The sequence below is a fragment of the Protofrankia sp. Cr2 genome, from assembly GCF_963555885.1.
Classification (GTDB): Bacteria; Actinomycetota; Actinomycetes; order Frankiales; family Frankiaceae; genus Protofrankia.
The window spans coordinates 15,371-27,154 of sequence record NZ_CAUVXG010000009.1 but is presented as its reverse complement, the minus strand read 5'-3'; the positions used below and the strand labels follow the sequence as shown (position 1 = coordinate 27,154).

Below are 11,784 nucleotides of genomic sequence, written 5' to 3'. Positions count from 1 at the left end.
TGCCTCCCTCCTCCGCCTCGCGATCTACGTGCCCCAGCCCCGCTCCTTGATCCACGCCCCTATTGCCGGGCGCTCTTAACGATGTGAATCTGATGCTCCTACCACAACACCAGATTCACATCGTTCCCAAGGAGCGCCTGACAGGGCGAAGTATGCCGGTTGCCGGGTCACTGCGCGGTCGGGCGTCATGACGAACCCGGTGCCCGGTTGATTCCCGACACAGCGGTGAGGATGACCACGACGCCGATCGGAGGGCTCGTGCGTTGAAACGGGTATCGATCGTCTGTGACGGATGCAACAGCGAGCCACCGGCTTCCGCTGATGTTCGCCTGGGCGGCACCACCGGGGCAACACAGGTAGGAGCAACAAAATATGATCTCCAGTAAAAGATCTCACCGGAGCGCCCGGCGTCATCTGTCGACCTCGGCACGTTCCGGGCCTCCTCGCGAGACCCCACCCAAGCCCGCGCCCACCCCGCCTCCGACCTGGCGCCGCTGGCTGCTGCCCATCGGCATCATCATCACCGTGGCTCTGTTGTTCGCCCCCACCATGTTCTCGAAGCAGGCGACCGCCTACAGCTTCACCCAGCTCACCCAGCAGGTGGACGCCGGTGCGGTACGCAACGTCACGATCAACGACAAGGGTGCGGTCACCGGTTCCCTCAAGGACGGCACCGGGTTCACCTCGCAGGTCCCGACCGCGCTCGATACCCAGGGAGTCCTCAACCAGCTGCAGGTCAAGAACGTCGACGTCAAGGCAACCCGCTCCGGCACGTCCTTCCTGTCGATCCTGCTCAGCTTCCTGCCGCTCCTTCTGCTGGTGGCGTTCTTCCTCTGGACCGGCAGAGCCGCGCAACGGTCGCTGGCGGGCGGGCTCGGCGGCATCGGTCGATCCCGAACGAAGATCATCGATGCCGAACGTCCGACCACCCGATTCGCCGACGTGGCCGGCTACGAGGGTGCGAAACAGGAGGTCAGCGAGGTCATCGACTTCCTGCGTAATCCCGAGCGGTACCGGCAGGCCGGGGCGAAGGGTCCGGGCGGGGTGCTCATGGTCGGGCCGCCCGGCACCGGCAAGACGCTGCTCGCCCGGGCGGTCGCAGGTGAGGCCGAGGTGCCCTTCCTGTCGGTGAGCGGCTCCGGGTTCGTCGAGATGTTCGTCGGGGTCGGTGCCTCCCGGGTCCGGGACCTGTTCAACGAGGCACGCAAGCGGGCCCCGTCCATCATTTTCATCGATGAGATCGACGCGATCGGGGGCAAGCGAGGCTCAGGGCTCATCGGCGGCGGTCACGATGAACGTGAGCAGACCCTCAACCAACTGCTGGCGGAGATGGACGGGTTCGATCCGGCCGAGGGCGTAGTCGTCCTCGCCGCGACCAACCGGCCCGAGACCCTCGACCCGGCGCTGCTGCGGCCCGGACGGTTCGACCGGCAGGTCACCGTGCCGCTACCGGCCCAACGGGAACGGGCGGAGATCCTCAAGGTGCACTGCCAGGGCAAGCGGTTCAGCCCGGAGGTGGACCTGACCGTGGTCGCCCGGGCCACCCCCGGCTTCTCCGGCGCAGATCTGGCCAACCTGGTCAACGAGGCCGCGATCCATGCCGTGCGGGAAAGGCGCAACGTGTTGACCGCGAAGGACTTCGACGCCGCCCGGGACAGGATCATCCTGGGCCGGCGCGACGCCACCAACGTGCTGCTGCCCGAGGAAAAGCAGTCGGTGGCCGTCCACGAGTCCGGGCATGCGCTGGTGGCGGCGCTCTCGCCGCACGCCGACCCAGTGGCGAAGATCACAATCCTGCCGGCCGGGATGGCGCTCGGTGCCACCCAGCAGTTGCCTGAAGACGAACGGCATCTCTACACCGAGAGCTACCTGTATGCCTCGCTCGCCGTGCGGCTCGGCGGGCGGGCCGCGGAGTTGGTCGTCTTCGGCCAGGGTTCGACCGGGGCCGCCAACGACCTGGCCGGCGCCACGACGCTTGCCACCCGGATGGTGCGCGAGTTCGGCCTGTCCCCTGTGCTGGGGCCGGTGGGTTACGCCTCGGGCAACCCCCAGTACCTCGGCGGCGAGGAGTTGGTCTCCAGACCGTACTCGGAGGAGACCCAGCGGATCGTCGACTCGGAAGTGGCCAGGCTCCTGCGGGAGGCCGAGGAGCACGCCATGACACTGCTGCGAGCCCACCGCGGCGCGCTGGACGCGCTCACCGGCATCCTGCTGGAACGCGAGACCGTGGACGGCGGCGTGCTCGACGACGTCCTGCGTGACCACGCCCCGGTGTATGCGGACAGCGCAGCCGACCAGTCCCCGCAGTCCCCGAAGGTTTCCCGGTCGGCGTCGCTGGGCGACGAATGAAGCTGTTGTGAGCGCCGGCACCGGTCCGGTCGGGGTCCGCCGCCACCTGGGTCCGCCGCTACCTGGCCATCGACTGTGACGGGTCGAAGGCGTCGTAGGCTGATTCGCAGGCTCGACGGACCGCGGCGGACAACGCGCGCAGCGTGGTCGACCGCCGGTCGATCTCCTCAGCGGTGACCGCCGCACCGTCGTCGCGTGCCGCGAGATCGATCAGGCTCGCGATCCGCACGGCCTGCGCGAGCAGCGCGTGAGCGGACGGTGGGTAGCCCGGCGCGAGCAGCGGAGTCGGTTCGTCGGTGTGGCGTTCACGGAGCACGGAGAGCACCGCGGGACCGGCCTTCGCCCGGTCGAGGTGGAGCAGCGCGGCGGTTGCGGTCCGGATGGCCTCGTTGAGTTCGTACTCCGCGGCGCGCAGCGGCAAGGGCGGCGGCGGCAGGTGAGCGCCGGTCGCCGAGTGCCAGTGCACCGACTCCAGACCGCCCTCGACCGCCGGACCGTGCGCGGTCACCGAGGGCACCAGGACCAGCAGCGGGGTGGGACCGAGCACGACGATCGCCTCGCCGGCGGCGAGGGCTTCCCGGTTGGTGGCCGGCGGCCCCGGCAGACCGCTGACATCGCCGGGCACGGGCAGAACGAGCCGCAGGCGCCGGGTGCCGACGGTCCGCAACCAACCGAGCCCTAACGCCAGTCCCTGGCCGTCAACGGTGTGCGGAGCGTCAGGCCCGCCGGAGCCCTCCCGGATCTGGGCGATCGCCTCGTCGGTGCTGACGAGCCCAGCGAGCCACGCATTACCCCATCCGGTGAGTGCCCCCGAGCGAGGCGAGGCAGCTTGGCCGCAAATCACGATGCCTACGTTAAGGAATGATGGCCCTGTCCTGCGACGATCCGGGCCAGGATTGCTGGGGGTCACATGCGGTCGACACTTGGCAACGAGCCGGTCGTGGCCGGCATACTCCATCCGTGCCCCGGCGACGACTGCCTGCGCTCGGCCCGGATGCGCTCGGCATGCCGGCGGATGGGCGCGGCCGGACGGGCCAGCAGCCACGGCACGCCCACCTGCGCCATCCAACGGGCGTGCGCAAGGCGGGTTGGCGCCGCGGTCGGCGGTCCCATCTTCGGCAGCGCCAGCAGCGGAATGCCGGCTTCGCGCAGAGCCTCGGCGAAGGCACGGGCGATGAGCTGGTGGCCGCGAGGCCCCGGATGAACCCGGTCCACATCGAAAGTCGAAAGCTGATAGATCTCGGGATGACGCGCCAGATCGACCACCAGCACACCGGGATCTGCCGCGGCCGCGGCGTCGACGGCCGCGTTGAGCTGGCCGACCCGGGTTGTGACCAGACGCCGGGCCGGGCCGGGTAGCCGCAGCAGGCGTCCCGGGTCGTGCAACCGTGCCATCAGTACCCAGATGCCGTCCGCCCGCAGGTCCCGGACGCCCCACACGAGGTTGTGCCGCAGGCGCAGCGGATCGAACCCCGGAGACATGATGTCGTTCATTCCCGCAATCATGCTCACGATCTGCGGGCGCAGCGTGCGGGCGACGGGGATCTGGGCGCCACGGACGTCCTTGGTGGTCGCACCGGTGGTCGCGAGGTTCGCGAACCGCATCCGGTCGGCCGGGGCCAGGGATGCCGCCAGGGTGGCGGCCCAGCCCCGGCCGGCGAGTGCCCGGTCAGCATGTGCCCTGCGGTACCGGCCCATGCTGACACCGTCACCGAGCCCAGCCGTGATGCTGTCGCCGAGCGCGACGAAACAGATCCCGTTCACCGTGACGTCAGGCCGCTCGCGTCGCGCCACCACGATGGTCACCGGCACCGCGATAGTCACCGGCACCGCCGAATGCGTCATGAACGGACATCGAGGACAGGCCGTGGGCTGCGAGGAAACCGTCGATGGTGACGCTCCACGGGAACTGCTCAGCGCGAGCCCGGGCCGCTCGCCGACGGGTGGGCGCATCGATGGCGACCAATTCCTCCACGCCGTCCGCGAAGGTCCAGCCGCTGCCCGCCGCGACGATCCCGCTGCCCGGCGTGACGAGTTCCGCCAGAGCACTGCTGTGATGGACGACCACCGGGGTGCCGCTCGCCATGGCCTCCAGTGCAGCCAGGCCGAAGGTCTCCACCGGCCCTGGAGCAAGGACCGCGTCCGCAGAGGCCAGTAGAGTGGCCAGACGGTCCCGATCTGCGACATGACCGAGGAAGATGACCGGAAGACCGCCCGCGCGCCGGGTCAGGCGCCCCCTGCTCGGACCGTCACCAGCGATGACCAGACGGCTGGGCACCCCGCGGCGGACGAGCTCCGCCAACGCGTCCACAGCCGTGTCCGCCCGCTTTTCCGGCGACAGCCGGCCGACGTTGACCAGGAGAACCTCGCTGTCGCGGGCGAACGCCCGGCGCAGCGCACTGTCGCAACGGTCGGGGCGGAAGCCGTCGAGATCGACGCCCAGAGGGACCTGGCACAGATTGGTCGCGCCGATGCGGACGAACTCGCTCCCGGCCCACGTGGTGGTGGCGACCACCGTGTCGAAGGTCCGCGCGAGCGCGGCATTGGACCGGTCCGCCGCGGAGCGGACCGGCAGCACCCCGCGCAGCGACCGTGGTGTCCACAGATTCAACAGTCGGTCGAGGCGTTCGTGGCTGACGACGAGGGATCGGACACCGGCACGGCTGGCCCAGCGGCCCAGGGGCCGCAGCGACGCCCGGTCGTGCACCTCGATGCGGTCGGGTGCAGCAGCGTCGAGATGCCGGATGACCCGCCACGGGTCGGTCAGGACACGGTAGTCCGTACCGGGCACCAGTGGTGCACGCATGGTAACCACCCTGGCCTCGGGGGTGTAGCGGACGCTGTCGCATTCCCCGGGTAGAACCTGGATGACCTCATGACCGGCCGCCGTATAGCCGGCGGCGAGGTGGCGCATGGTCGTGCGGATACCACCGGACCGCGGCGCGACGAAGTTGGCGGCCTGAACGATTTTCACCGGGTACTCCCGTCCTCGTTGTGGTATGCGCCGTCCCGCGCGCCGTCTCGCATACTGCGGTCGACGGCGGCCCGGTGGAGCTGTGCCCGGCGGGCGAGGACGGTCCGCGAACGCAGGGCGCCGACCCGCGCCTGCGCCACCCCGAAACCGCGGACGTCGTGATAGTGGCCGATGAGCTCGTCCCCGATCGCGCTCCACCCACAGCCGGCGACCGAGCGCCGGGCGGCGGCACCCATTGCTATCCGACGCTCACCATCGGCAACGAGCATGGCGACCTGATCGGCCAACGCCGATGGGGAGTCCGGTGTGAAGTGCAAGCCTGTGTGGCCGTCATCGACCACGTCGAGTAGGCCGCCGGCGGCCGGAGCGACCACCGGGACGCCACTGGCCTTAGCCTCCTGGGCGGCCTGGCAGAACGTCTCATGGGCACCGGTGTGGACGAACATGTCGAGACTCGCCACGATCGCGGACAGCTCCCGGCCGGACTGGAATCCGAGAAAGGTCGCCCGGGGCAGTTGGCGTTCGAGCGTCGGCCGCATCGGCCCGTCACCGACGATGACCAGCCGAACCCCGGGGAAATCCTGCACCGCGCCGAGCAGATGCACCCGCTTCTCCCGGGCGAGCCGACCGACGTAGCCGATCAGTAGCTCACCATCCGGGGCGAGCCGGTGGTGCAGGGCGGCGTCCCGATGGCACGGGTTGAACCGGTCCAGATCGACCCCACGTGCCCAGCGGGCGATCCGGTGGACGCCCTGGCTCAGCAGCATGTCGACGGCCGGCCACGACGGCGCGAGCGTCCGCCCGGCCAGTCGGTGGACGGTCGCCACCCATCGCCAGATGGTGCGTTCGGCCTGGCCCAGCCCGTATCGGGCGGCGAAGCCGGCGAAGTCGGTCTGATAGACGGCGACGCTTGGCAGCCCCAGCCGCCAGGCTGCGAAAGCGGACTGCGCGCCCAGCCCCGCCGGTGCGGCCAGGTGCACGACATCGGGTCGGAATTCCGCCAGGACGCCGACCAACCGGGGCCACGGAGTGGCGACCCGGAAAGTCGGATACCCTGGCATCGGGACAGAGGGTGCACGCAGTACCCGGGCCCCGGCGTAAACGTCGGGGTCGGCAGCTGGTACCTGATTTCCCGCAGCGGGGGCGATGACGAGCGCTTCGTGCCCGCGATCCCGCAGATGTTCAAGCACGCGGCAGACCGAATTCGTCACCCCGTCCACGTGCGGCAGGAACGACTCGGTGATCACTGCTACGCGCACGACACCAGGCTCCCAAGCTACGGGGATCGATCGCGGACGTCCGCTCGTCCGCGGCGTGAACATTGTGGCACAACTTGATGTTACTAATCGCGGCATAGCGTGAGTAGGCAATCGTTCGTGGAGGCCGAAAACCGTGCGTGGAACAGTCCGGCAAGGCGAGGACGACCGAGGCGAAGACCAGCGCGGGGAGAACCGGCTGATCGCGGATCTCGTGGCGGCGCTCGGCGCCGACCACGTCCTGGTCGACCGCGATCTCACCGCCGGTTACGAAACCGACTGGACCGGTGCCTTCACCGGCCGCGCCGCCGCCGTGGCCCGCCCCGCCTCGACCGGTGAGGTAGCCGCCGTCCTGCGCGTCTGCGCCGCCCACGGCCGGCCCGTCGTACCGCAGGGCGGCAACACCGGCCTGGTCGGCGGGTCGGTACCGGCCGGAGCCGCCACCGGCGCGGTCGTGCTCAGCCTGCGCCGACTCACCGCGATCGACCCGGTCGACACGGCCGCGGGCCTGGTCACCGCCGCGGCGGGCGCGACCCTCGCCGATGTCCAGACCCACCTACGCACAGCCGGCTACACCATCGGTGTCGACCTCGCCGCCCGCGACTCGGCAACCCTGGGTGGAATCGCCGCGACCAACGCCGGCGGCGAGCGGGTACTCCGACACGGCATGACCCGCAGCCAGATAGCGGGGTTAGAAGCCGTCCTCGCCGACGGCCGGCTGGTACGGCGGCTGTCGGGCCTACCCAAGGACAACGTCGGCTACGACCTGCCGGCGCTGCTCGTCGGCAGCGAAGGCACCCTGGGCGTCATCACCAGGGTGCAGCTGCGCCTGATCGGGCTGCCCCGCGCGCGGACCGCCGCACTGATCGCCATGGCGGACCTCACCGCCGCCGTCAACCTCGTCGCGCTGCTCCGGGCCACGGTCGGGTCCCTGGACGCCGTCGAGCTGATGTTCGACGACGGCATCACGCTGGTCTGCGACCATCAGGGCCTGCCGACACCGTTTCCCGGCCGGATCTCCCCGGTGCACAACACTCCCTACCTGCTGGTGGAATGTGTGGGGCGCACCGATCCCGCCGACGAGCTCGCCACCGTGCTCGAGACCGCCGCAGGCGTCCTCCACGTCGCCGTCGCCACCACAGCCATGGACCGCCGGCGGCTGTGGACCTACCGCGACGGCCACACCGCGGCCGTGAACGCCCTCGGCGTCCCGGTCAAGCTCGATGTGGCCGTCCCCCTCACCCGGATCACCGCCTTCGTCGACGATCTCCCGGCACTTGTCCGAGCTGTGACGCCGTCGGCCCGGCTACACCTGTGGGGTCACCTGGCCGAAGCGAACCTCCACGTCAACATCACCGGACCCGACCGCGACGACACCCGCAGCCGAGAAACGCTCGCCGGGGCGATCCTCACCCGGGCCGCGGCCGACGGCGGCAGCATCGGCGCCGAACACGGCGTGGGACGCGCCAAAATGCCCTGGATAGGCATGTCCCGATCACCTGACGAACTCGCCGTGATGACCGCGGTCAAGCATGCCCTGGACCCCGCAGGCCTGCTCAACCCCGGCGTCCTCGTCCCGCCCTACGGCATCGGCCGCGCCGCGGACCCGGCGCTACCCTGAGAACATGACGATCACACCCCACGACGAGGAAGGGACAGACGTCGAACAAACAGCCGGCTCACCCGCCACGATGAAGCACCGCTTCTCCTTCATCGGAATCATGGACGCAGAACCGAACCTGGCCGAGCGTTCCGCCCGGATCCTCCGCGAGGAGCTCGGAAACCCCACCAAATAATCATCGTTGACACCGACGTGTCACCCCGACATGTCGCCACAGGTCAGCGACACCCGTGAATGGACACCTACTCGCCGGCTATTGTTCGGCGAGGTGGGAAAGCGCGGTGTTCTGATCGCGCCAGGGTAGGTCGTGTGTGGCGAGACGTTCGAGGGTCGGTAGGTCGATGCGTCGTGCTCCGACTGATTCGGTGAGAACGGTGGATGCCTGGATGTTCGCGGCCACGCCCAGGTAGAGCAGCATCGCGGAGACGAATATTCCGGCGGTCCACCACGGGCTTGCCATCACCGCAAGAGTTCCGATCAGGAAGGTGACGGGGAGCACCAGGCCCATCCGGAGTTCGTATTCCGCCCGGTAGCGGTCGTAGGCGGCATAGATGTCGGCTTCACGGCCCACGATCCGGACGGGGGTACGCAGGAGATCGAGCCGGCATTCTTCCTGGGGGTCAGCGGTGTCGAGCAGCGCGTCGAGGAGACGGGCACGCACCGCCGGGGTGGTGCGGGCCTGTTCGATGACGATATCCGGATCCGCCTCGAAGCCCGCGGCGAGGGTGGTGCCGTGTGCGCCGGCGGCAACCTGGACGGCGTGGAGCCGTCGCGCTGTTTCCGCGCGGATGACGCCGTCGGCGAGAAAACGTTCGTCTATGCGCAGGTAGACCAGCGATATGATCGTGGCGCGGACGCGTTGCCATTGGGCGCGGGGCATGAATCGACGCAGACGGGTGGCGGCGAGGAGATTCCCGAGCCGGTTGATCAGCGGGTTGGCGGCAATGGAAACCACGCCAACCAGGTACGCGGCAAAGGTGACCGCTGCCGTGACGGCGGCCCGCCCGGCGGCATTGCCGAGTGCGACGACGTCGTGAACGACGCCGGTCGGATGCGCCGAGGGCTCAAGGTGCGGTGCGAAGACGAGCCACAGACCGAACAGCCACAGGTAGCCCGCGGCGACCGGTGCGCGTAGGTCTCGCAGACCGGGCAGCAGCGCAGCGAGCACGGTGTGACCGTAACTGGCCGATGCTGTGCGGGTATGTGCCGGGTCGGGTGTGTAATACCGGTGGGACGGTCACGGCTCACGCCAGGTGACGGGGGGTGCCGGTTATGGCTGCGGTCGTGTTCGTGCACGGGATCGGGCAGCAGCAGCGGGGGCCTGCGACGCTGGCTGGCCCGTGGCAGGCCGCGCTCGCCGACGGCGTGTGGAAGGCCGGCCATGGCAGCCTCGCGGCCCGACTCCGCCAACCGCCCGGAACCGCCGGGGCGCTCGACGTCGAGATGGCCTTCTACGCCGACCTGTTCGATCCGCCGGATCGGCAGGGCCGGTCGACCGACCTGGGTGACCTCGACCCGTCCGAGGTGGCGGCGCTCGAAGAGCTGGCCGGGGTCCTGCTCCGCCGGGCCGCCGGCGCGGCCCCCACCCGAAGCAACATCGCCCACTGGACCGGGCGGGCCGGGGAAGTTCCTCCCGACGGTCAGCAAGATTAACCAGGGCGGGATGCGACGAGCCGTGGCGACAGTGGGTCAGTTGAGACGCGGGCAGAAGTGCCCGGTCGGACCATCCGGACGTCCGCACAGCACGCACGGAGGTCTACCGGCCGCGACAATACTGCGCGCCCGCTCCACGAACGCCTTGGTCTGGTCGAGGGACAGGGAGACCTGGAGGGTGTCGAGCGAGGTCTCGTCATCGGGGCCCCCGGCCGCCACCCCGCCACGAGCCCGGCCCGCGGCCTCGACCAGCACCCGCTTACCGTCCCAGGACACCGTGAGCTTGCCGAGGTGGAAGTCCTCCTCGAAGGGGGCATCCAGCGGCGCAAGGTCAACGAAGACATCCCGCGCCTCGGGTACGGCCACGCCCCCGGTGCGGCTAAGCTGGCCGAGGAGCGTTGTCAGCCCTTCGGTGAGCGCGTTGACCTCGATCTTCTCCAGGCCGACGGTGACAACCTGTCCTTGCGCGCTGGCCTGAAGGTAGAAGTCACGTTCGCCGGGCTGACCGACGGTTCCGACCACGAAACGGTCTGGCGAGTCGAACACGTGCCGCTGCTGCTGGTACACCTCGTCCCTCCCTAGACTCCCCAACGGCCTCCGGCTGCGCGAAAAACCACGATCGCGCAGCCTTTGGCCCCGGACTCCCCTACGGCCTCTTGCCCACGCCTGCGTTCCTACGTCAGTCAACGTCGTATCCCCCGGGGTTCCTCCCTGGCAACGTCAGTGATGTTGAGGTTGGCGGTGGCGTTGCGGGTAGGCTCCTCATCCGCCGGGGTGCCGGCAGCGGCCGGACGGCGAGCCCGCCCGGCGCAACACCACAACGGACACACGTCGTGGCTCGGCCCCAACTCACTGAGTGCCCGTCGCGGCACGTCGCCGTACCTGCGCTCGTCCAGCAGTTCGCGAACCATGGCAACAAAACGGGGGTCGGTCCCCACCGTTGCCGCCCGGCGAAACGTCAGACCTGCTGTACCGGCCCGCGCGGCCGCCTCCACATCGAGATCGTAAACGACCTCCATGTGGTCACTGACAAAACCAATCGGTACCACCACAACCGCGGTCATGGTACCAGTGGCGCTGAGCGCCGCGAGATGGTCACCGATGTCCGGGACGAGCCAGGGGACGTCTGGCGACCCGCTGCGGCTGACATAGGCGAGGTCGTAACGGTGGCGGCGCCCGGTCCGGGATGCGACCCGGTCGGCGACCGCACGGGCCGCGGCCGCGAACTGCCGGGGGTAGGCGTCACCGCTCGGGCCGCTGGTTTCGGCCTGCGCAGTGGGAATCGAGTGGGCGACGAAGACCAGCCGCGTGCTGTCCGACGAGGACGCCGGAACCGTTGCCAACGCGTCGACCACATGGTCGACCATGGGCAGGACAAAGCCGGGATGGTCGAAGTAGTGCCTCAGCTTGATCAGTTCCGGCACGCCGGGACCGACCGTGGCCCGCGCGTCCGCGAGATTTTCGCGGTACTGGCGGCAACCGGAATAGGAGGCGAAGGCGGACGTGACAAAGCAGGCCGCCCGCCCGATGCCGTCGCGGCGCATCTCCGCGAGGGTGTCGGCGAGAAACGGCGACCAGTTGCGGTTGCCCCAGTACACGGGCAACGGTGCGAGTTCGGCTTTCAGCGCGGCCAGTAAGGCGCGGTTCTGGTCGTTGATCGGGCTGCGGCCGCCGAAGCGGTGATAGTGCTCGGCAACCTCGCCCAACCGTTGATCCGGGATGCCGCGCCCGCGGGTGACGGTGCGCAGGAACGGCATGACGTCCTCAGGTGCCTGCGGGCCGCCGAAGGAGACCAGCAGCAACGCGTCGACCCCGACCGGAGCAGCCGGCCCAGGGCCGGTTCCGATATGATCAGCTGTAGTCCTCCTGGCGCCCGACACGCCTCGATCGTCCCCCGCGCACGGTGCGCACCGCATCCCGGGGGGTCGGCT

General features: G+C 69.6%; 11 protein-coding genes. 4 read left to right on the top strand and 7 right to left on the bottom strand.

The annotated features are described in order from the left end of the window. Positions 1-372 precede the first annotated feature (372 nt). On the top strand, positions 373-2,349 hold the full coding sequence (gene ftsH, locus U9978_RS06885; RefSeq protein ID WP_322760211.1) for an ATP-dependent zinc metalloprotease FtsH: 1,977 nt from the start codon (positions 373-375) through the stop codon (positions 2,347-2,349). 58 nt (positions 2,350-2,407) lie between these two features. Here ftsH and U9978_RS06880 read toward each other — a convergent pair whose 3' ends face one another. The 4 genes from U9978_RS06880 to U9978_RS06865 form a co-directional block, all read right to left on the bottom strand. Beyond that, positions 2,408-3,193, bottom strand: coding sequence for a hypothetical protein (locus U9978_RS06880; protein ID WP_322760210.1), 786 nt, complete (start codon positions 3,191-3,193; stop codon positions 2,408-2,410). Between the two features lie 62 nt (positions 3,194-3,255). Then, positions 3,256-4,179: an SGNH/GDSL hydrolase family protein gene (locus U9978_RS06875; RefSeq protein WP_322760209.1), complete on the bottom strand. Its 924-nt coding sequence runs from the start codon at positions 4,177-4,179 to the stop codon at positions 3,256-3,258. Beyond that, positions 4,121-5,323, bottom strand: a complete 1,203-nt coding sequence (locus U9978_RS06870) for a glycosyltransferase (RefSeq protein ID WP_322760208.1) — start codon at positions 5,321-5,323, stop codon at positions 4,121-4,123. Before U9978_RS06870 ends, U9978_RS06875 begins: the two co-directional genes overlap by 59 nt. Then, the gene (locus tag U9978_RS06865) at positions 5,320-6,582 is read right to left on the bottom strand and encodes a glycosyltransferase family 1 protein (RefSeq protein WP_322760207.1); all 1,263 of its coding nucleotides are present in this window, start codon (positions 6,580-6,582) and stop codon (positions 5,320-5,322) included. The genes U9978_RS06870 and U9978_RS06865 overlap by 4 nt, the downstream gene beginning before the upstream one ends. A gap of 133 nt (positions 6,583-6,715) precedes the next feature. Here U9978_RS06865 and U9978_RS06860 point away from each other — a divergent pair, with 133 nt between their 5' ends. Further along, the gene (locus U9978_RS06860) at positions 6,716-8,200 is read left to right on the top strand and encodes an FAD-binding oxidoreductase (protein ID WP_322760206.1); all 1,485 of its coding nucleotides are present in this window, start codon (positions 6,716-6,718) and stop codon (positions 8,198-8,200) included. Between the two features lie 4 nt (positions 8,201-8,204). Next, the gene (locus tag U9978_RS06855) at positions 8,205-8,375 is read left to right on the top strand and encodes a hypothetical protein (RefSeq protein ID WP_322760205.1); all 171 of its coding nucleotides are present in this window, start codon (positions 8,205-8,207) and stop codon (positions 8,373-8,375) included. Positions 8,376-8,453: 78 nt separating this feature from the next. On the opposite strand, the gene U9978_RS06850 is transcribed toward U9978_RS06855, so the two are convergent. Further along, positions 8,454-9,368 carry a hypothetical protein gene (locus U9978_RS06850; RefSeq protein ID WP_322760204.1) on the bottom strand — a complete coding sequence of 305 codons (915 nt, stop codon included), beginning with the start codon at positions 9,366-9,368 and terminating at the stop codon, positions 8,454-8,456. 104 nt (positions 9,369-9,472) lie between these two features. Between U9978_RS06850 and U9978_RS06845 the strand changes: the two genes are divergently transcribed. Continuing rightward, positions 9,473-9,853 carry a hypothetical protein gene (locus U9978_RS06845; RefSeq protein ID WP_322760203.1) on the top strand — a complete coding sequence of 127 codons (381 nt, stop codon included), beginning with the start codon at positions 9,473-9,475 and terminating at the stop codon, positions 9,851-9,853. A 36-nt stretch (positions 9,854-9,889) separates the two neighbouring features. Here U9978_RS06845 and U9978_RS06840 read toward each other — a convergent pair whose 3' ends face one another. After that, positions 9,890-10,420: a DUF3090 family protein gene (locus tag U9978_RS06840; RefSeq protein ID WP_322749940.1), complete on the bottom strand. Its 531-nt coding sequence runs from the start codon at positions 10,418-10,420 to the stop codon at positions 9,890-9,892. A 116-nt stretch (positions 10,421-10,536) separates the two neighbouring features. After that, positions 10,537-11,733, bottom strand: coding sequence for a ferrochelatase (locus U9978_RS06835; protein ID WP_416210873.1), 1,197 nt, complete (start codon positions 11,731-11,733; stop codon positions 10,537-10,539). Positions 11,734-11,784 lie beyond the last annotated feature (51 nt).

What these genes read in the sequence shown, in the direction of transcription:
- ftsH (WP_322760211.1), top strand. Translation starts at nt 373, where the DNA reads ATGATCTCCAGTAAAAGATCTCACCGGAGCGCCCGGCGTCATCTGTCG.
- U9978_RS06855 (WP_322760205.1), top strand. Translation starts at nt 8,205, where the DNA reads ATGACGATCACACCCCACGACGAGGAAGGGACAGACGTCGAACAAACA.
- U9978_RS06845 (WP_322760203.1), top strand. Translation starts at nt 9,473, where the DNA reads ATGGCTGCGGTCGTGTTCGTGCACGGGATCGGGCAGCAGCAGCGGGGG.